This is a genomic window from Agarivorans gilvus (genome assembly GCF_001420915.1).
Classification (GTDB): Bacteria; Pseudomonadota; Gammaproteobacteria; order Enterobacterales; family Celerinatantimonadaceae; genus Agarivorans; species Agarivorans gilvus.
The window spans coordinates 471,554-492,141 of the sequence record NZ_CP013021.1 but is presented as its reverse complement, the minus strand read 5'-3'; the positions used below and the strand labels follow the sequence as shown (position 1 = coordinate 492,141).

General features: G+C 44.6%; 20 protein-coding genes and 1 pseudogene. 15 read left to right on the top strand and 6 right to left on the bottom strand.

Annotated features, from left to right (window positions below; all coding sequences use genetic code 11):
* The first annotated feature begins 1 nt into the window (after position 1).
* The 3 genes from AR383_RS02335 to AR383_RS02325 are packed head-to-tail and all read left to right on the top strand — an operon-like array spanning position 2 to position 2,695.
* Complete coding sequence (locus AR383_RS02335; protein ID WP_157051624.1) at positions 2–640, top strand: tetratricopeptide repeat protein; 639 nt, start codon at positions 2–4, stop codon at positions 638–640.
* On the top strand, positions 640–1,296 hold the full coding sequence (locus tag AR383_RS02330) for a response regulator (RefSeq protein ID WP_055731679.1): 657 nt from the start codon (positions 640–642) through the stop codon (positions 1,294–1,296). Before AR383_RS02335 ends, AR383_RS02330 begins: the two co-directional genes overlap by 1 nt.
* Positions 1,286–2,695: an ATP-binding protein gene (locus AR383_RS02325; RefSeq protein WP_055731678.1), complete on the top strand. Its 1,410-nt coding sequence runs from the start codon at positions 1,286–1,288 to the stop codon at positions 2,693–2,695. Before AR383_RS02330 ends, AR383_RS02325 begins: the two co-directional genes overlap by 11 nt.
* Before the next feature lie 22 nt (positions 2,696–2,717).
* Here the strand turns inward: AR383_RS02325 and AR383_RS02320 are convergent, their stop codons facing one another.
* Positions 2,718–3,272, bottom strand: coding sequence for a cysteine hydrolase family protein (locus tag AR383_RS02320; protein ID WP_055731677.1), 555 nt, complete (start codon positions 3,270–3,272; stop codon positions 2,718–2,720).
* A gap of 101 nt (positions 3,273–3,373) precedes the next feature.
* On the opposite strand from AR383_RS02320, the gene AR383_RS02315 reads away from it, so the two are divergent.
* The 7 genes from AR383_RS02315 to AR383_RS02285 all read left to right on the top strand — a co-directional run bounded on the left by AR383_RS02315 (position 3,374) and on the right by AR383_RS02285 (position 9,557).
* Positions 3,374–4,336, top strand: a complete 963-nt coding sequence (locus tag AR383_RS02315) for a GlxA family transcriptional regulator (protein WP_055731676.1) — start codon at positions 3,374–3,376, stop codon at positions 4,334–4,336.
* Between the two features lie 94 nt (positions 4,337–4,430).
* Entirely contained in the window at positions 4,431–5,009 is a 579-nt protein-coding gene (locus AR383_RS02310; protein WP_055731675.1) for a Crp/Fnr family transcriptional regulator, read from the top strand.
* Between the two features lie 76 nt (positions 5,010–5,085).
* Positions 5,086–6,108, top strand: coding sequence for an NAD-dependent epimerase/dehydratase family protein (locus tag AR383_RS02305; protein WP_083481470.1), 1,023 nt, complete (start codon positions 5,086–5,088; stop codon positions 6,106–6,108).
* 169 nt (positions 6,109–6,277) lie between these two features.
* Positions 6,278–7,012, top strand: a complete 735-nt coding sequence (gene modA, locus AR383_RS02300; protein ID WP_055731673.1) for a molybdate ABC transporter substrate-binding protein — start codon at positions 6,278–6,280, stop codon at positions 7,010–7,012.
* A gap of 22 nt (positions 7,013–7,034) precedes the next feature.
* Complete coding sequence (gene modB, locus AR383_RS02295; RefSeq protein WP_055731672.1) at positions 7,035–7,706, top strand: molybdate ABC transporter permease subunit; 672 nt, start codon at positions 7,035–7,037, stop codon at positions 7,704–7,706.
* A gap of 9 nt (positions 7,707–7,715) precedes the next feature.
* Positions 7,716–8,795: a molybdenum ABC transporter ATP-binding protein gene (gene modC, locus AR383_RS02290; RefSeq protein ID WP_055731671.1), complete on the top strand. Its 1,080-nt coding sequence runs from the start codon at positions 7,716–7,718 to the stop codon at positions 8,793–8,795.
* Between the two features lie 267 nt (positions 8,796–9,062).
* Positions 9,063–9,557, top strand: a complete 495-nt coding sequence (locus AR383_RS02285; RefSeq protein WP_055731670.1) for a P-loop nucleotide/nucleoside kinase family protein — start codon at positions 9,063–9,065, stop codon at positions 9,555–9,557.
* 119 nt (positions 9,558–9,676) lie between these two features.
* Here AR383_RS02285 and AR383_RS21665 read toward each other — a convergent pair whose 3' ends face one another.
* From AR383_RS21665 to AR383_RS02275, 3 genes and pseudogenes are all read right to left on the bottom strand, one after another.
* Complete coding sequence (locus tag AR383_RS21665; RefSeq protein WP_198150229.1) at positions 9,677–9,877, bottom strand: DUF2061 domain-containing protein; 201 nt, start codon at positions 9,875–9,877, stop codon at positions 9,677–9,679.
* Positions 9,878–9,919: 42 nt separating this feature from the next.
* Positions 9,920–10,063, bottom strand: a pseudogene (locus AR383_RS21660) (DUF2061 domain-containing protein); the annotation flags it as partial.
* 317 nt (positions 10,064–10,380) lie between these two features.
* Positions 10,381–12,711, bottom strand: a complete 2,331-nt coding sequence (locus AR383_RS02275) for a S8 family serine peptidase (protein WP_055731668.1) — start codon at positions 12,709–12,711, stop codon at positions 10,381–10,383.
* A 640-nt stretch (positions 12,712–13,351) separates the two neighbouring features.
* Here AR383_RS02275 and AR383_RS02270 point away from each other — a divergent pair.
* The 3 genes from AR383_RS02270 to AR383_RS02260 all read left to right on the top strand — a co-directional run bounded on the left by AR383_RS02270 (position 13,352) and on the right by AR383_RS02260 (position 15,860).
* Entirely contained in the window at positions 13,352–14,905 is a 1,554-nt protein-coding gene (locus tag AR383_RS02270) for an arylsulfatase (protein WP_229711039.1), read from the top strand.
* 401 nt (positions 14,906–15,306) lie between these two features.
* Positions 15,307–15,501 (top strand): hypothetical protein, encoded by a 195-nt coding sequence (locus AR383_RS02265; protein ID WP_055731667.1) that lies wholly within the window; start codon positions 15,307–15,309, stop codon positions 15,499–15,501.
* A complete protein-coding gene (locus AR383_RS02260; RefSeq protein ID WP_055731666.1) occupies positions 15,498–15,860 on the top strand; it encodes a hypothetical protein in 363 nt (120 codons plus the stop codon). The genes AR383_RS02265 and AR383_RS02260 overlap by 4 nt, the downstream gene beginning before the upstream one ends.
* Positions 15,861–15,916: 56 nt before the next feature.
* Here the strand turns inward: AR383_RS02260 and AR383_RS02255 are convergent, their stop codons facing one another.
* Together AR383_RS02255 and AR383_RS02250 are read right to left on the bottom strand one after the other, a co-directional pair.
* On the bottom strand, positions 15,917–16,321 hold the full coding sequence (locus AR383_RS02255) for a DUF3653 domain-containing protein (RefSeq protein ID WP_055731665.1): 405 nt from the start codon (positions 16,319–16,321) through the stop codon (positions 15,917–15,919).
* Positions 16,322–16,668: 347 nt separating this feature from the next.
* Entirely contained in the window at positions 16,669–17,961 is a 1,293-nt protein-coding gene (locus AR383_RS02250; RefSeq protein ID WP_055731664.1) for a tyrosine-type recombinase/integrase, read from the bottom strand.
* 192 nt (positions 17,962–18,153) lie between these two features.
* On the opposite strand from AR383_RS02250, the gene AR383_RS02245 reads away from it, so the two are divergent.
* Together AR383_RS02245 and ccoN are read left to right on the top strand one after the other, a co-directional pair.
* The gene (locus tag AR383_RS02245) at positions 18,154–18,510 is read left to right on the top strand and encodes a YibL family ribosome-associated protein (RefSeq protein WP_055731663.1); all 357 of its coding nucleotides are present in this window, start codon (positions 18,154–18,156) and stop codon (positions 18,508–18,510) included.
* Between the two features lie 643 nt (positions 18,511–19,153).
* Positions 19,154–20,587 carry a cytochrome-c oxidase, cbb3-type subunit I gene (gene ccoN / locus AR383_RS02240; RefSeq protein WP_055731662.1) on the top strand — a complete coding sequence of 478 codons (1,434 nt, stop codon included), beginning with the start codon at positions 19,154–19,156 and terminating at the stop codon, positions 20,585–20,587.
* The last annotated feature ends 1 nt before the right edge of the window (position 20,588 follow it).

The window sequence follows — 20,588 nt, the reverse complement described above, 5'->3', positions numbered from 1 at the left end:
CATGAGATCAATTTCCGTTATTAGCGCATTGGCGCTGCTATCTACTTTAAGCAGTCTGCCAGCGCAAGCAAACCAAACAAAACTTCAAGAAATTCAAAGTAATTGGGCTATTTGCCAGTATAATACGCCGGAAAAGTCTGAACAAAAGCAGTGTTTTCAAACACTAGTTCAGCATACCGAAGAGGTGCTAGCCCATGAACCGCCTACGCCAGCGTTAACCGTATGGTTAGCGATTAATAAGGCTTCATTGGCGGGGGTAAAAGGAGGCCTGGGCGCGTTATCGTTGGCCAAAGAGGCCAAGGCCTTGTTAGAACAAGTAATTGAAACCGCGCCAGAAACTTTAGACGGTTCTGCCTATACCAGCCTAGGTTCTCTATACTATAAAGTACCGGGGTGGCCGATTGGTTTCGGTGATGACGGCAAAGCTGAACAATTGTTAAAACAGGCATTAGCCATTAATCCCAATGGCATTGACCCTAACTATTTTTATGGCGACTTTTTGTTAGAAGAAGGGCGTAACCAAGAAGCAAAAATGTACTTTACTAAGGCTTTAAATGCCGCACCAAGGGCAGAGCGTCCTTTAGCGGACCAAGGTCGCAGGCAAGAAATCAACCTTAAGATGGCGAAACTAACCGACTAATGCGCTTATTACTAATTGAAGACGATAGCTTATTGGGGCAATCCATGGTGACTTCCTTAAGTCGCCATGGCTATACTATTGACTGGCTAGACCGTGCGGCTGGTGTGGTGAATGCTCTCAAAGCTGAAGATTTTACCGCGGTGATATTAGATTTGACCTTGCCCGATATTGACGGGCTTGTGCTGTTACGACAAATCCGTCAAGCCGGTTACGATCTTCCTGTTATGATATTAACCGCGCGTGATGATATTGAAGACCGGGTGCAAGGTTTAGACACCGGCGCCGATGATTACCTTGGTAAGCCGTTTGCACTGGAAGAGTTGTTAGCTCGGTTAAGAGTACTTATTCGGCGCCGCTCCGGCACGGCCAACCAGTTGATCCAAGTGGGGCCGTTGGCCCTATCCTTATCGGAACAAACCATTTGTTTTGAGCAACAGCCTTTAAAACTGACCCGCAATGAATACAAAATTTTAGCCCAATTACTGACTAATGCCGGACGGGTACAAAGCAAAGAGCAACTGCAACAGTCATTACATGGCTGGGACGAAGGCGCTAGCGATAACGCCATTGAAGTTCACATCCATAATTTGCGAAAAAAAATACCCACAGTGGCGGTAAAAACGATTCGTGGCGTAGGTTATATTCTTGAAAAATAGTACTCCTTATTCAATCAAACGCCGGCTGACCCTCTCAGTGGGTATTTTGGTGAGTGTATTGCTCATCATTTCCTTGTATTTTAGTTTTAACTCAGCCAAGCGCGAAGTCGAAGAAGTCTATGATGCTAGGTTAGGCCAATCGGCCAAATTAATGCTTCTGGCCATGTCCTTATCCAACGCGGAAAAAGGGGTGCTTAATCAGCGTAATGATTTTGATTTGTGGATGCAGCGCATTGAACAACTGGCTGAGCACGATAGCCAACCGACCCCCTTTGGCCACCCCTATGAACAGTTTTTAGTATTTCAGTTCTATCGAGACGGAAAGTTACTGTGGAGCTCGGCCTCAGAATTGAGTGCTTTATCGCAATCGGCTACCACTAAAGGTTTTGCCGATACCTTCGTCTCAGGAGAGCAATGGCGAACCTTTCAGCTCTCCTTTCCAGACGATAAGCGTCAAGGCGAGTACATTGTGGCAGGTGAGAATCAAAGCATTCGTGAAGAAATTATCAATGAAATCGCCTTATCCACTTTGGTCGAGCAGCTGTTCCTTCTGCCAACGCTGTTGGTGGTGTTATTATGGTTAATCAGAAAGTATTTTAAACCCATTGACCAACTGCGCATCGCCATGGCACAACGTAGCGCCCATTGTTTAGATCGGATCCATGTGGCTGATCAATCAATAGAGCTCCAGCCCCTAGTGGATGCGATTAATACCTTGTTAGTTCAGTTAGAGTTAGCTTGGCAGAAAGAGAAACGCTTTACTCGTGCTGCCGCCCATGAATTAAAAACCCCGTTAACTATTTTGCGCTTAAACGTCGAAAATGCGATGCAAACCGAAGATCCCAAGCAGCGCGAGCGTGATCTGCATAATCTACTGTTGGGCATCGACCGTACCGACAGGTTGATTCATCAATTACTTACCCTTGCCAAGGTGGATGGTTCATCATCCCATTCGCAAATTACCACGGTTAGGCTCAAGCCTTTACTACAGCAGATTATTGCCGATTTGGTTCCTCTGGCACTGACTCAACAGCAAGAAATCAGCTTGAAAGCCGATACCGCCGAAGTACTAGGCGATCCGGCTTTATTAGAAGTTCTTTTCCGCAATCTAGTGGATAATGCCATTCGTTACTCTGGGCATGGCAGCAAAATTCAATTGCAACTCAAAAACCAGCCCCAGCAAGTAGAGGTATTGATCTGTGATAACGGCGAGGCAATTCCCGACACCACCCGCGAACGTATTTTTGAGGCTTTTTATCGGGGCCATTCCGACCAAGGAAACGGCGCTGGCTTAGGCATGTCGATATGTAAAGACATTGTCGCAGTACACAACGCTGAATTAGCGTTGTTGCCCCGGGCTAACCATAAAAATACCTTTCTAGTTAGCTTTGCTAAATAGCTTGATTGTCGCAGCCGTGAATTCAATCCACAGCGCTGATATATTGCTCATATGGCACCACCTCGGCGTAGGCAAAGGCCAGCGCCGCCATGCTAGCAGCATGTACCTGCTTAGCCGGAACGGTTACACCATTAAATTCCAGCTCGCGAGTGGTGCAGGCATTTTCAATCACCGTGCATTGTAAGCCTATGTCTACCGCGGCTCGGGTACTTGCCTCTATACACATATGACTCATTGCCCCGGCAATAACTAGATTGGTGATGCCATGTTTGCTTAAACGTGTTTGTAAATCGGTTTCCACAAAAGCATTGGGGCGATGCTTAATGATGACAGCTTCACTCCCTTTTGGCTCTACTCCTTGAATCACCTTAACCCCGATTGAATCAGGTTTAAAATAGCTAGCTTTTGCCTGGCGATTAACATGATGTATATGTATCACCAAATAGTTATGGTGACGAGCAAAGGCCAGCAGTTGCGCGGCCTTGCTGCTGGTTTCATCAATGTTCTCTAGGGGCAGCAGGCCCTCGGTTGCATATTCTTGCTGTAAGTCGATTAATAACAGTGCGGTTTGCTTCATGCTGGCGTCCTTAGTCTGTGTTGATAGATTGACATTGTTGCCGGAAGGCGCAGAATTGTCTGGTGGCATAAATGACATTATTCAGGCTAAAAGCGACAATTATGGAAAACAGCATTATTGAATTAGGGATCTTAAACTACCCACAAGCCCAGCAGTCGGCGGTATTAGGCTTAAGCGATCTGTTTGGTATGGCTCAGCGCTACCTTGAGCGGCCGCAAAATACAAGCCAAACTCAGTTACGAATTAGTCATTGGCAGTTAAGCGAGTCCATTGCTCAGCGTATATATGATACAGCGCCGAAAGCTGACAATAGAACGTTGGCGGTATTAATCGTACCTCCCAGTTTAGCTGGGCCGCCACAGCTAGCTGCGCACGCCCCCTTTCTAACTCAACTTCACTCTCAGGGAACAATACTTGCCAGTGTTTGCGTGGGCGTTTTTATGCTGGCCGAATCTGGTTTACTAGATGGACGAGCAGCTACCACCCATTGGAAATATCGTGAACAAGTAAACAAGCAGTTTCCTCAAGTGAAATGGGATATCGACAAACTATTAGTCGATAATGGCGACATCATTACCGCAGGAGGAGTAATGGCATGGACCGATTTAGGCTTAAGTTTGGTGGAAAGGTTATGTGGACCCGCTTGCATGCTCGATGTTTCACGCAGTCTGTTACTTGACCCTCCTAGACAAGAACAGCGCTATTACAGTTTGTTTTCACCAAAGCTACAACACGGCGACAAAGCGATACTGCGGGTACAACATTGGCTTCAAGAGCATATTGCTCAGCCACTTAGTGTCGCCCAACTCGCCGCCTTAGCAGGCTTGCAGTTGCGCACCTTTCAGCGTCGTTTCAATAAGGCCTGTGGCCTGAACGTGTCGCAATACTGCCAGCAACTCAGAGTGACCAAAGGCTGTGAGTTACTACAATTTACTCGTTTACCAATCGACACCATAGCTTGGCAAGTCGGGTACCAAGATAGCGGTGCATTTCGCAAACTATTTCAACGCACCTTAGGCTTAAGCCCCGGAGAATACCGACGACGCTTTTCAAGGGATAGTTAAATTTCGAGCCTGCTGTGGTCGAAAATTCAGCTATAAGGCAGTATCATCATCTATCAGCACATTTCTGGTTGAGCTAAGCCGCTTAAGGACTACTGTGACTAGCCCATTTATCACCTATTTAAAAGAATTTGAGCAGCTTAATGATGTTGAGCAACAGCTTATTCAGTCTCATTTAAAGTTTGGCCGAGTACCTGCAAAAACCTTCCTATTGCGGGCGGGCGACATTTCTAACAAAATTTATTTCATTCTTCGCGGTGTGGTTGGCGACTTCTATTTTGACCAACAAGGTAATGAAATAGTTAAGAGCTTTCATGCAGAAAATCAATTTGTCGTAGACTTAACGAGTTATCAACAACAAGGCCCAAGCCAATTTTATTTTCAAGCACTTAGCGATTTGGAATTTGTTTACTTTAGCAAACTCTCTGATCAGCAACTAAGTCGCGAACTGCCAAAGTGGTCGAGTTTGGTACGACGTATATCAGAATATTTACTAGCAGAAAAAGTAGACAAGGCCAGCTTTTACCTACATTTATCTGCCGAGCAGCGCTACCAGCATTTTGTAGCTAGTTTTCCTAACCTAGAATCGCGAGTTCAGTTGGGGCATGTTGCATCATTTTTAGGCATCACTCAGCCTTCGCTTAGCCGTATAAGAAAAAAATTAGCGCTTATTTAAACGCTTTTAACATTTGTGAAATTCCATTATGCGCGAGTTTGTTAGCTTAAAGTCCTAACTATTAATAGGAGTGCTTATGACTAGCCAACTACACGTTCTGGTGACTGGTGCGAATGGACATTTGGGAAACAACTTGCTACGGGAGTTGCTTAAACACGGACACTTCAAGGTTAAAGGCTCGGTGAGGAATATAAACGATAAAAGGCCGTTTATCGGACTTGATTGCAATATTGTTTATGCAGATATGTTTGACCGCCAATCTCTAGCCAGTGCTTTTCGCGATGTAGATATTTTATTTCATGTTGCTGCGGTGTTTTCTCATTGGTCTAGACATCCCAAACGAGACATTCTTCAGGCTAATTTAACCCAGACTAAAAATGTTTTCGAGCTAGCTAAAGAATACGGTGTCGATAAAGTCGTATATGTCAGTTCGATTGCAGCTTTAGATGCAAACCAAGCCGTGATGGATGAAAGTACTTGGGGAAGCCATTTTCCCAATATGTATTTCAAATCAAAAAACGCTGCCGAGCAGCTAGCTTGGAGGCTAGCTGAACAACTCAATATTGATATGGTTAGTGTATTACCATCTGCCATGATTGGTGGGCACGTTTATCGTCAGCTAACTCCTACCATGAATTTAATCGATAAAATCTTAAGTAATAGCTTACCCTTCGATCCGCAGTACCATATTAATTTTGTCGATGTTGAAGACGTCGCCAAGGGGATGATTCTAGCTGCCGAAAAAGGCCGGGTGGGGCATCGTTATATCCTAGGTACTGAACAATCTATGAGTACCACTGAACTGTTCCACTTAGCCCATCAGATTAATCCTTTGATTAAAATTCCTAACAAGCTGGGTAAATCATTGCAATTATTGCTGGCGACATTATTTGAAAGTTGGGCCTTCATCAGCGGCCAGCCGCCATTGCTAATGAGGGGCAATGTTCGCCACTATTTTAAAAAGGACGAACTGCTTTGCATTGATAAGGCTAAAACCGAGCTGGGCTATCGGCCGCGGCCTGCTGAACAAGTGGTTAAAGCCTTGATGAGCGAAAGCAAACAGAGTCGGCTACGCGAACCATCTGCCTCGTCTAGTTGAGGCCTTGATTAAACCCAAGCCCGTGTTTAATTGAGCCAGAAGAAGACATCATTTGCGAGAACGATTAACCGTGAACCCAGATATCGGATGATGCTAAGATTGGCATGAAATTTTTGCGCCAATCTAGGTGTTAAAACTACACTTTTGCTTGTCTTGTATAAGGATGTATATGCTTAGGTTATGGCGAATTAGCTTGATTGTGCTTTGTTTCTGGTTCAAGCCGCTGTATGCAGCTAGCGCGATTGTCGCCGTTGCCAACAATTTTTATGGGCCAATGAAGGCCTTAAATGCCGATTTTAGTCAACAAACCGAGCATGCCTTACAGTTAAGCACGGGCTCTACCGGTCAGCTTTACGCGCAAATTGTTAATGGCGCACCATTTGATTTGTTTTTCGCTGCAGATACCTTGCGCCCACAAACACTAATAGAGAAGGGCTTGGGTTCTAGCAGTTTTACATACGCACAGGGCTGCTTAGTGCTTTGGTCAACAAGTCCGGGGCTTGATCTTGTCAGCCTTCTTACCCAGCAAGACTTTACTCACTTAGCTATAGCCGACCCTAAGTTGGCCCCTTATGGGCTCGCGGCCCAGCAAAGCTTAAGCAAGATGGCGTTATGGCAGGCAGTTCAAGCCAAATTGGTGTTGGGTAATGGGCTAAATCCTACCTATCAGTTTATTGCTAGTGGCAACGCCGAATTAGGTTTTGTGGCTAAGTCCCAAGTCTTTAAGCAAGGTCAATATCGTGAGGGCTCGGTGTGGCAAGTTCCCATAGATTATTATCAGCCCATTTTGCAAGATGCGGTGATTTTACGAAAGGGGCAAAATAACCCGGTAATAAATGCCTTTATAAATTATTTGAAAACTGAGCGCGCCCAAGCGATTATAAAAAGCTATGGATATCAGTAAGTTTAAAGGCTAGGACGGTAATATGGTCGATTGGTTAGTGGTTGCAACAACGCTCAAGCTGGCGTTTATCGTTACCGCCGCACTACTGGTGATAGGCATTCCAATTAGTTGGTGGCTAAGTCACAGCCAAAGCCGTTTTAAAGGCGTGGTGGAGGCCGTATGTACCTTGCCCATGGTATTACCGCCTACCGTGCTGGGCTTTTATCTATTGGTGTTACTCAGTCCCAATAGCGCCTTTGGCCAAGCTTTAGATAAATTGGGCATCGCGCAACTGCCATTCTCGTTCGCTGGCATTGCCGTGGCTTGTACTATTCACTCGCTGCCTTTCGTTATTCAACCCTTAAAAAATGCCTTTGAAGCCATTGGTTCTCAACCCGCCGAAGTGGCGGCCACTTTGCGAGCCAGCCCAAGCGATACCTTTTTTCACGTTACCTTGCCATTAGCTTGGCCGGGGATTTTTTCTGCGTCCATTATGGGTTTTTGTCATACCTTGGGAGAGTTCGGCGTAGTATTGATGATTGGTGGTAATATTCCGGGCAAAACCAGAGTAATGTCGGTGGAGATCTACAACTATGTTGAAGCTTTGGAATACGGCAAGGCGCACCTGTTGGCCGGCGGCTTAATGCTGTTTTCTTTTGCTTCTTTATTGTTGATGCATTGGGTGAACAACCGTTATCGACTTCGTTTTAGTTAAGGACAAGCTGTGAGCGAGATTTACGCAAAATTTTGTATTAGACGCCAAGGCTTTGTTCTTGACGTTGATTTACTCTTGCCCGATAAAGGCATTAGCGTATTGTTTGGTCCATCTGGTTCGGGCAAAACCACCTGTTTGCGTGCCATGGCAGGACTAGAGCAGTTTGAGCATTCGTATTTCTCCATTGGCGACCAGGTATGGCAAGACTCCAGCAAACAACAGTTTTTGCCAACACATCAGCGACCATTGGGTTATGTGTTTCAAGAAGCTGGCTTGTTTTCTCATTTGTCGGTGAAAGATAACCTCCTGTTTGGCCTGAAACGGGTCGCAGAGTCACAGCGAAAAATTAGCTTCGAAGCGATGACCGCCTTGTTGGGTATAGAGCATCTATTAAATCGTGCTCCTCACCAATTATCGGGTGGTGAAAAACAACGAGTCGCAATTGCCCGTGCCTTGTTAACCTCTCCTCGTTTATTACTGATGGATGAACCGTTATCGGCGCTGGATGTTAAGCGCAAACAAGAAATTCTTCCTTATTTAGAACGGCTACGTAACCAACTATCGATACCCATTGTGTATGTGACGCACTCGGTGCAAGAGCTCGCGCGCTTAGCCGATCACATCGTGGTATTTGACAAGGGCTCGGTGGTGGTGAGTGACGCGGCACCTAAAGTGATGTCTGACCCTCGCTTAGAATCGGTATTTGATAGCGAGCTAGGCAGTATTTTCGATACCAAAGTACAAGCCTACTTAGACTACGACATTACCCAACTAGATATGAACGGCTTAAACATTTTGGCCCCCCGACACATAGGCAAGATAGGTGAGCGTTATCGCTGTAGGGTATTAGCTTCAGACGTATCAATTAGCCTCAACCAGCCGCAAGATACCTCGGTAATCAATCGCTTGCCCGCAGTGATTGTAGAGCAACGCTCGCCCGACCAAGCCAATGGTCACGAATTGCTGGTATTAGAATTAAGCAATGGAGCCCACCTGTTAGCCAACATCACTCGAAAATCACTGAATGATTTAGGGCTAAAACTGGGTATGTCGGTGTGGTGCTCGATTAAATCGGTGGCCTTATCTTAGCTTCGATATAGATAAGTCGGCACTGCTGTTCACCTAGGCTGATATGCTGAGCAAGCTTGCTTTAGTTAGATAAACCGAGACTTAGATGAATCTCGTAGCACTAACAACTCTGGCTTATAGCTGCCAATATAACGGCGTGAACAACTGGGCTAAACAAACACCCGCCGCCACAGTTCGAATTTGTTCAATCAGCTAAATATTACTTAGCCTAACTCTTTAAGTTTTGTAGACTGCCTACTTAAGGGCAAAAAAGAGACAACACAGCGTATGGCACAACTAGGCAAATTATTTTTCTTCTGCGGTAAAATGGGCGCGGGAAAGTCGACCCGCTCTAAAGCACTCGCCAAGCAACAGCAGGCGATTCTCATATCTGAAGATGAGTGGTTAGCGGCGCATTACCCTCAGCAAATCAACAGCTTTGACGACTACATCAACTTATCTCGGCAAATAAAGCCCTTTATTAAACAACATGTACAACAGCTATTAGCGACTGGCTGCGCTGTGGTAATGGATTTCCCGGCTAATACTCGCCAACAACGTAGCTGGTTTTTAACACTATGCGCGGAGCTCGGTTGTGAGCATCAACTTATTTACTTAAATCTGAGTGATCGGCAATGCTTAGCGCAGCTCGCGCAACGTCGTATTGAGCAGCCTGAGCGAGCCCAATTTGATACTGAAACCATGTTTCACCATGTATCCAGCTATTTTGAAGCGCCAAGCGAAGCAGAAGGCGCAAACATCCAACAATGCTTAGGCGGATAATATGAGGCAAAGAGATACACGGGCTAGGGAATGAGTTTAGATCTAACTAAGCAGCAAGTCGCCGAGAAAAGATAAAGCCTCTTTGCAGAGGCTTTAGTAGAGGAAACACAACAAACGATTTAAGCACAAACTACGTGGTTTTGAGTCCGCATTTTGGCTAACCACACTTTTTCATGGAAGAAGTAGGCAAAAGAGTTAATTGTTGGCTCTACGGTTGCCATTAGGCCACCGATAAAGGCATCACCAGTTAACAAGTAAGTCACGCTGAAGGCCACATTAAAGTGTATAACGGCGAAACTCGCGGTTTTTACTTGGGTCATGGCTTCATGACGCTTTAACTGAGGCACTTTTTGCCAAATTTTCTCATGAACATAAAATGCACCGGTATTGATGGTGGGCTCAATCATGGCGATCAAGCTACCTAACAAAAAATCGCCGGTTAAGATAAATGCCACCAAGGTCGCGATAGTGAAATGAATTGCGGCAAAAGTTATTGTTTTAATCATCGTTGTGTCCTCTTTAAACTGTATTTGTTACTACAGTCTTAGTATTGATAATTATTATCATTTAGTAAAAGCGACTGTTTCTATGCTTATGATAGGTATAGGCGATTGTTTAATGAGGTGTTAATAGGCGTTATAGAATAATTGGCCGTGCGATCTGTGGCTTCTTCTAAGCTAACGCAGCTTAAAAGCAGAATTTGCAAGCCTGGTGTGCGGCCAACTATAGCCGTGAATCAGATAGCTAAAGGCTGCATATACTCAGGGCTAATAAGGCCACCGGCTACCCCGGCGGCCTTATCAATAGGCTGAAGCTAGCTTCGCTACTTAATACGCAGCTCTACCACATTGCTGAAATCCGAGACTTCTCCATCTTGATAGGCCTGTACGCGGTAGGCATAGTTGCCAGAGGCGAGTGAACTGACATCATCGGCAAATGACGAGATCCCCGCAACGACCACCGCAATACGAGAAAACTGGATTTGCCCTTTGGTTTTTTCACCGCGTTCAATATAAAAGCCCAACTCGTCGGAAGAATTATCCTGCCAGTTAAGCTCAACCAGCGCACCAGTTTGTACAGCGCTTAGCTTACTAGGTGCAGACATTGCTCCTGGCTCTGGCTCGGGAGGCACAGCACCACCGGTATCCACCGTGACCTTAATGGTGTCTGAATACGCTTCATCGTAGCTATTGACCGCTTTAACCCGATAGCTATATTCACCACTGTCTGGCACCGCATCTTGGAAAGTGGTGGAGTCTGCACTCAAGGTGGCTATTTGCTCAAAGCGTAGTTTGCCTCGGTATTTCACGCCTCTTTCAATAATAAAGTGGTCTTCAGTGCTGCTGTTATCTAACCAGTTCAAAGTGACAATCGCCGCTTCAACTGAAGCGCTTAAACTACTGGGCGCGTTAAGTACATTAGGATCGGTAATTTGAATACTCACCGTAGCGCTATTCATGCCACCCGCATTGTCGGTTAGAGTAAGCGTAACAATGTAATCTCCTGCTGAAGCGTAGGCATAATCCACCGTTTCTCCTGTGGCTGTTGCTCCGTTGCCAAAATCCCATTCATAGAGGCTAATGTAACCATCACTATCGCTAGAGGCCGAAGCGTTAAAAGCAATGCTTTGGTTGATAGGGTAACTCGCGGCTAAGTCATTGATAACGGCAACAGGTAGGTTGTTAGTGACTTGAACCAATTGTGTAGCACTGCCACTTAGGCCATCATTATCGGTGACCGTTAAACTCACTTGGTAAGTACCCGCCGCCGCATAGAGGTGGCTGAGCTCTACTTGATTTGAGCTGGTGCCATCACCCAAGTTCCACTGGTAAGACACGATGCTGCCATCTTCATCATAAGACGATAGGGCGCTTAATTCTATCGCAGTGCCATAAGGTACTGAGTTATTAGCTACATCAATAGTGGCGACTGGTGCGACGCTATTGCCCAGATTTAAGGCGTAATTTACCGCGGCTTGAGCATTTACCAAGCCATGCCCATAAACGTTGTCATCGCCAGCTGTGCCAATATCCGTCGCGGTGGAAAACAATCCATTTTCAAGCTCACTGACTGTAATCGCGGGGTTAGCCGCTACCATTAGCGCCGCCACACCCGCTACCAGTGGCGATGAGAACGAAGTGCCGCTGTAGTAAACATATTGGCCGTTTTTATAGGTGGTACGAATGCTTACCCCTGGCGCGGTAATATCAACGTATGTGCCCCAGTTTGAGAAGCTAGCACGGTTGTCGTTTTTATCTGTAGCTGCCACACCGACAAAACTGATGTAGTCTGGATAAGTGCTAAACTCGCGACCATCGTTGCCGGCAGACATAAACAATAAACCGTTTCGTGCGCGTAAATACTGCGCCGCTGCGTCAATGGAGGAATATTGAATACCGCCGTAACTGAGGTTGACCACACGCGCCCCATTATCCGCGGCGTATTCAATACAAGTCGCCATAGTAGAGATGTAAGCAGAGCTGTTGCTATCACTAATAGCGATGCGAACTGGAATAATGTCTACATGCCAATTGACTCCGGCCACACCAGTAGCGTTATTGCCCACCGCACCCAGGGTACCCGCTGTACCGCTGCCATGACCGTTGGCATCATGAATATAGTTAGAGCCATCTTGAGCATTGAAGGCCAAATCGGTTCGCAGGTTGGCAGCAAGATCTGGGTGGTTAACGTCGAATCCAGTATCACACACCGCTACTAATACTGCGTTACTACCGGTGGCCACATCCCAAGCTAGGGCGGTTTTGGCATTGTTATGGTGCCATTGCAGCGCAAAATCTGGATCATTAGCTTGCAAGCTGGGCGGTAAGGCGTAATCAGGCTCGGCAAATTCCACATAGCCACTGTGCTTGAGTATCTTAGCAATCGCTGTTTCACGCCCATGATCTTGGAAGGTAGCGATAGTGATTTGGCTGCCATTTAATATTTTTTGTTTAATCAGTCCTTGGCTTTTAAGCAGCGCGTTCAATCCTTTAAGCTCGTCCGCTTGAGCATTCTTATTGATTTTATAAAGCACCGTGCCGGGTCGGAGTTGCGGTTGCTTATCTACGCTAGCTAAGGCTGGAGGTACTACAAAGACTGTTAATAGCAGAAGCCATTTAACAGCATCAAAGCCTAAAAATTTGATAAATTGCATTATAGACCTCCAACTCAGTGGGCGATTTCGAAACTTACCAGAAGTATAGTTGGCTAGCTTAGCGACGAGTGGCTAATGCCTAGTGGTTGGAGTAGTTGAAAAGCAGCATGGTTTACTACGAGATCCGCAAAAAAGAGCAGGGCTAGGGCATGTGGCAGGCTCTATTTGAGTTAGGTTTTATGTACTAGCAGATAAACAATCTGGCACTGGTAACTAAATAGCTCCACCTAAGCGTACGATTAGCACACTAAGTTACCTAAGTCATTCCTGGCCGGTGTCTGCCACCTAAGATTATTGACGCGTTTCCTTTGTCATATATTGAACTAATTTATACAGTAGCAGTTTTAATATCAGTGATTTAAGGGGAATAACCTCTTATAAAGACAATAATCAAGAATCAAGAATCAAGCTAAGGGCCATTAAAAATGGTCTATATTTAGCGTTGCGTTAAGTTTTTCAAATTTGTCGACTAACTCAAAATATAACTGGCTGAATGACCAGTTATCGTCTTTGAAAACAATATGTATGAACGTTTAAAACTTGTTTACTACTAGGCTAGATATTTAAACGTAAAGCAGTGATGTCGATAGTGTCTAGAACAATTATTTCTAAAAGAAGTAAATTTTTAAGGTACTTTTAAATGAAAAAAACATTACTAGCAACGGCTTTGTTGGCTTCAATGAGCCTCGCCCCTGCGGTAAGGGCCGCAGAAGCAAAGCAACCCAATATTTTAATCATTTTCCCCGATGATGTTGGTTGGACTAACATCAGCGCTTATGGGCGAGGGGTGATTGGTTACCAAACTCCAAATATCGACCGACTAGCCAACGAAGGGATTATGTTTACAGAGCATTACGCCCAGCCTTCAAGCACTGCTGGCCGAGCCGCTCTGATTACAGGCCAATATCCAATTCGTAGCGGTATGACTACCGTTGGACGACCGGGGGCAAAACTTGGACTCAATGAAAAGACGCCAACGTTAGCAGAAGTGCTAAAAGAACTGGGGTATCGTAGTGGCCAGTTTGGTAAGAACCACCTTGGCGATCGCAATGAACACTTGCCTACTGTTCATGGCTTCGATGAATTTTTTGGCAATCTTTACCATTTAAATACCGAAGAAGAACCTGAGCAATATGATTATCCCAAAGACCCAGCGTTTAAGGAAAAGTTCGGTACTCGCGGGGTGCTACATTGTTATGCGACCGACAAGGTCGATAAAACTGAGGATCCGCGCTTTGGCGTAGTAGGTAAACAGAAGTGTGAAGATACTGGTCCACTAACGACTAAACGTATGGAAACCGTGGATGATGAATTTATCGCAGCGGCAGAAAACTTCATGCAACAAAGCAAAGACAGCAACAAGCCGTTTTTTGTTTGGTTAAATACCAGTCGTATGCACATGTTTACCCACCTCAGAGAATCTCATCGTTACTTAGCTGCCGACTCAAATACCGAGCATGACGCCTACGGTAGCGGCATGATTGAACATGACATGCAAATAGGTGAGTTGCTGGACTCTATGCAGAAAATGGGAGTACTTGATAACACGATTATTGTTTACTCCACTGACAATGGTCCTGAGCACAGTGCTAAAACACACGGTGGCACAACGCCATTTCGCGGTGAGAAAATGACCACATATGAAGGTGGTGTTCGAGTCCCTATGATTGTTCGCTGGCCAGGTCATATCCCTGCTGGTGAAGTTCGAACTGGCATGCAATCACATATGGATGTTTTTACTACCTTATCGGCAGCCGCTGGTGCGCCAGATGTACGTGAAAAAATGCTGAAAAAACGGAAACAATACATCGATGGTGTAAATAATCTGGATTATTGGGAAGGTAAAACCCAAGACAGCGCTCGAGATAACTTTATCTATTACTACGAGTCCAGCATCAAAGCGATACGGTATAAACAGTGGAAGCTAAATTTTGAAACTAGCGAAAACTACTATGAACCGTATGTAAAACAAAAATTCCCGATTATTTACAATTTGCATATGGACCCATATGAGTCTTTCAGTTCAACGATCGATCGTTCACAAGCTTTACAGCGAAAACAATGGTTAAACGAGCCTGTACAAAAGCTGCTGATGGAACATATCAAGTCACTACAAGATTACCCGCCAGTGCAAAAAGCTGATACCCACGACTTTAGTGAGCTGATTAGCGAGCTACAAAAGGGACGCGAATAACTAAGGGGTATTGATGGAGCCTATTCAAATATGATTAGGCTCCAGTTTATCAACTTAATAGCCAAGAGATCCCTGAGACAACTCCGAACCATGGGGACAATACTCACATCGCTATTATGAACTCTGCGTAGAATTTCCAACAGGCAAGTTTAAGCCAGATTACAAATACACCAAAGGCGGTGGCATTGATAAGGTGAAAGCCAAGGCCAAAACCGCTAAAAAGAAACGCTCCACCAAGCGCAAAACCAGCCGCAAGAAGCGTTTAAGTTGTTTAAATAAAGAAAACCCGCTTAATGCGGGTTTTTTTATAGATTCACTAAGCTCGTTACAAAAAACTTAAGGCTAGCTTTTAATTTGTTGTGGTAACGTAGTGGTATACATTTATCAGAATAGAGGTATCTATGCCGATACGAAAAAATATTAGGCCAGCTAGTGAAGGGGTAATTGGTCTAGCGGCAAAGCGATTAAAGACGTTTTTAACTGATGATGAATTTGCTGCAACTAAGATTTTGCTTGAGGAAGGAAAATTGCGGTTTGTGTGCAACGAAAATATACAAGAGAAAATAGCCAAGAGCTTTAGCGAGGAAAAAGAATGAAGCGCGAATTTATGCCGATGTATGCTGTAAATGCAAATATATCACCCAGCTTGACCCCTTCGGGCAGAGATACGTTTAGCACTAACCTTTCTTTTAATGTGGGAACTGCAATAGACAGGGTTAGCAATTGTGTTAATTACCTACCATATCGAGAGCCATCTTTTAAAATGATTTCAGGTACTCAGGTATTCAAAGAGAGTCTCAGTAATAGATATCTCACCTTTTCAATCTGTTGTGGCGAAGGGGGAAAACAGTACATAGTTACTTGTCATTTGGAGCACTATGGCGATTTAGCGCAGGGAAAGGCTTTACAACTTATAGATAAAGGTATGGCTAAGGCGCTAACTGAAGTTCGCTGAATGGTATCCTGAGCTAGTCGCCGATAATGTTAATTACCGGCGCTTTAGCATTAGGTTTACTTAAATGAGACAACCTTCGCATTAACTTGTTCTTCAACAACCCAATCCGGGACTTTCGCAGTCCTTCGACCATTTAGCCACTTTTGGACACGCTCATATTGAGGTAGGTCAAATGCCTGACAAATAGCATTAAGCTGCTCAGGCTTAAGGCATTGGCCTGTGGGTGTATATAGAAGCCCGTTAAAAATCCGAAAATCCTCCCAACCCAAAGAGCAAGGCAAAAATCCACTTGCGGCAACATCCATTAGGCGCTTTGCTGTGTTCGGCGCTTGGTTCTTTCTGTACCAATCGCGAGCGGTGCGCTCTGGAATCCCAAAATAGTCGGCGACCTGTGCCGGTGAATCGAAATAGTTTTTCAAGTCTGAACCGTTAAACGTTGGGTAAAGTTGGCTATTAATCATGTGCAAAACTCCTTTATATGCGTGACATAGCTCACAGTTGCAATAATTCTCAAAATTATTTTTATAATGAAATTGCTGTGTTAGGCGACTATTGCCGAAAGTGCATAAACAAAGATTTTCATTACATAACATTTAGTTTTTGTTGCTAGTGAGCAAAATCAACATTTATTGACATTAACCCCAGTAAACAAGGGGCTTGGGGAGTCCGGCAATTGCAGTATTTGTAAGTGATTGATTTATATATAAACCAATATATTCAATTTAACATAATATACATTATGCGCCCAATGGGTTGGTTTTTGATATTCTGCAAAGTTTGGCCTGTGATTATCGGTGAAATATACAAATTAAGCTAAGTGGTCCAATGGCTTATTCTCAGCGGACTGATGTCGTTCAACTCTAGATGTATGCAGATATTGCGATGTGGTGTCGATACTGTCGTGTCCGGCATCGGCTTGTACATGCGCTAGCGGCCGCCCAACTAAATTAATATCGTGAGATATTCCGGTATGGCGAATACTATGCGGTGTTAATTGACGCATTTCGTTAGCGTCCTGCTCAAAGCCATCTTGTTGCGCTAAGTTGGCGGCATGTTCAATCACTGTGTAAATTTGCTCGCGTAATTGTCTTACTCCTAAGTTGGCGTTGAGAATTCCGCTGTCACGTCCGCGACCTGGTGCGCGGTGTCTTATAAATAGTGGCGTTTTGTCATTCGGCGTTGGCAGTGGCGTTAAGCCTAAAAACGTGCGGTAACGTTGCAATGCTTTAAGCAGTTGTTTGGAGACAGCAACGCTACGTTTTTTGCCGCCTTTACTGCGCGGAATATAAAATCCCCAAACTCCAGTTTTTGTATCTCGTTTAAACTGACCCATAATCGGCGAAAAGCCAGGTTTAGCCGCGACTTCAGAAATCCTTAAATAACAGCCGTACATTAGGCTGACCAAAAATAGAATTCGCTCATTTTCTTCTGGATGACTGGCTGCCAGTTGATTGGCAGCCGCCATCACGTAGGACCACTGCAAATCGCTGAAAGCTTTAATATCGTCTTGATCTTCGCCACTAACAAGGTGTTGGCTGGTATGTTTGAAGCGGCCGTTTTTCATCAGGGCCATGGCGGGATTTCGCTCGGTGTATTCTTCATTGATTAGATAAGCATAAAACGCCGACAAAATAGCCAATTTAGTCTTCAGCGCTTTTTCACTAATCGCATAGCTTTGCTCAATCCCATCTCGCTTTTTGCCTAAAAACGGTCGCCACAAAGGATTTGGTAAACGTTCTTTAAGTTGCTTGTCGGTAATAAATTGCGCCACATTTCTGTAGGCAATTAATGTTTCCGGTGGTTGGCTACAATATTCTAGGTAGCGGCTTAATACTCGCCGAGTAATGTCGCTGAGCGATATTTCTTCGACCTTAAAGGCCCAATGAAGAAAAGTGGTTAGCTCGCTGCGGTAAGTTTTGTAATTATTCTCACTAAAGCGTTGTTCTAGCAACCAATCCACCGCAAATTCATACACATAACCGGCATCGGGCACGGCGTTTACGCTTATCTCTGCTAAGTGTTGGTTAACTACGGCGTTACCTTCTTCTAAATGTTGAATTGAATCAAACAAAGGAATCGCGGGCGGCAGCAAATAAGACATAATAAGACTAACCTAATGATTTTTATGGATATAAACCTACTATATAGCAATTGCCGATAAATAGCATTATCGGCAATAAGCTTGCTAAAAATACTAAATAGAACAAATCTGAACGTGACCAAATTTTGCTGCTATACTTCGCGCCTGCTAAGCTTCTGCGATGAGCACGCATCAACACCTTTAGGAACCAACATGAATTTAAAAAACGAACTGCAAACCATTCATAACAAATTGGATGTCGCCAACAGAAAACTTAATGCTGCTCATGAACGTGGTGATGTTGATGTGGTTAAACAATTTAATAAAACTATCGAAGCCCTAAGTAAAAAGCGTGATAGTGTTAAAGCACAGCTCAATAAGCAGCTTAACCAACAGGGAAAAGAACTAAGCACCCTTCCCTTTAGTCGCGTCTTAACCAAACAAGAACAGGCCGACATGGGTAAACTAAAAAAATCGGTTAAGGGCTTAGTGGTGGTTCACCCTATGACTAAATTGGGTCGTGAAATGGGTATTAAAGAAGTCACGGGCTTCGCAAGTAAGGAGTTTTAAAACGCTCCCCTTCTTGCCGGACTCTGCATGTTAATCACAGCGCGTTTACCACAAGCTTTAGTTAACATGCGTAGTGATATTGCTCTCCCCGCTTGTGTCGATGTTGGCTTGGCAAAGCACTATGCTTCGACATTTGCAGACACTCCCCCCCCGATGCTAATAAAAAATTAGTTTTTCATACGCGCGCTCACTGTGGCTAGTCTTACGTGAAGCAATTAACCCCACTGTAACACTTTGCTACAATTTGACGGCGTTCAGCTCCTTTTTGCATCTGTATTGTTGCATTTAAGGCTGATAAGAATCCGCGGTATCACTAGCTGGAAAACACCTTGTTAATATTGAGTTCTTGCTATGGGACATTCAGATTGCCAATTTGTAACAAATCCAGCCATAATTGATCCAGATCAATGCACGTATCTGCTTGGAAATTTTTTGTTAAAAAATTAGCGAACTTATGCAAATAAGGGGGTTTTCAAACTGTTATTTGCCCTATCAATCAAGTATGATCGCGCCGTTAAGCTACTAATGTTATGCATTTAACAAATGTTATTGAAAATGTGGTTTAACAATTCGTTTCATGTTGTTAATGCACCTGCATTTAACTCGCTTAAACAAATAATAATAGCAACGGAAGCATGTATTTATGAACCAAGCAGCTAGCACGGAGACTGATTACAACTACACAGTTGTACGCCAGTTTACTGTAATGACCATTGTTTGGGGTATTGTTGGCATGGGTGTTGGCGTATTAATTGCTGCGCAATTAATTTGGCCTGCTCTAAACTTCGATACTCCTTGGCTAACCTATAGCCGGTTACGCCCCCTCCACACTAACGCCGTTATTTTTGCATTTGGTACCAGTGCATTAATGGCTTGTTCTTTCTACGTGGTACAGCGTACCTGTCAAACCCGCTTATTTGGTGGCCCTCTTGCCTCATTTGTATTTTGGGGATGGCAATTAATTATCTTATCTGCGGCGATTACCCTACCCATGGGCTTTACTACCTCGAAAGAGTACGCTGAATTGGAATGGCCTATCGGTATTGCCATTGCGGTAGTGTGGGTTGCCTATGGGATCGTATTCTTTGGCACTATTGTTAAAAGAAAAACCTCGCACATTTACGTAGCGAACTGGTTCTTCGGTGCGTTTATTATTACTGTTGCGGTATTGCACATTGTTAACAATGCCGCCATTCCGCTTACCATGACTAAGTCTTACTCTATCTATGCAGGTGCAGTAGATGCCATGGTGCAGTGGTGGTATGGCCATAACGCGGTTGGTTTCTTATTAACCGCAGGCTTCTTGGGTATGATGTACTACTTCGTGCCGAAACAAGCTGGCCGCCCAGTATACAGCTACCGTTTGTCTATCGTGCACTTCTGGGCATTAATCTCAATTTACATTTGGGCAGGTCCTCACCATCTACATTACACAGCCTTACCCGATTGGGCTCAGTCTTTAGGTATGGTGATGTCGCTAATTTTGTTCGCGCCTTCTTGGGGCGGCATGATTAACGGTATTATGACTCTGTCTGGAGCGTGGCATAAATTACGCTACGACCCTATCTTGCGCTTCCTGATCGTATCTTTGTCTTTCTATGGTATGTCTACCTTTGAAGGCCCGATGATGGCGATTAAAACCGTTAACGCTCTTTCACACTACACCGACTGGACCGTAGGTCACGTGCACTCTGGTGCCTTAGGTTGGGTTGCTATGGTGTCTATCGGTAGTATTTACCACTTGGTTCCTGTGCTATTCGGTCAAGACCGTATGTACAGCATCAAGCTGATTAATACTCACTTCTGGTTAGCTACCATTGGCGTGGTGTTATACATCGTAGCAATGTGGATCTCTGGTGTGATGCAAGGCTTGATGTGGCGTGCGGTTAACGAAGACGGTACTCTAACTTACTCCTTTGTTGAGTCGCTGCAAGCGTCTTACCCCTTCTACTTTGTTCGTTTTGTTGGTGGTTTGTTCTTCCTTAGCGGGATGTTGGTTATGGCTTACAACGCCTTTAAAACTATTACTGCTGAGAAAGGTTCGTTAAAAGCAATTGAACTGGCGCAGGAGGCATAAC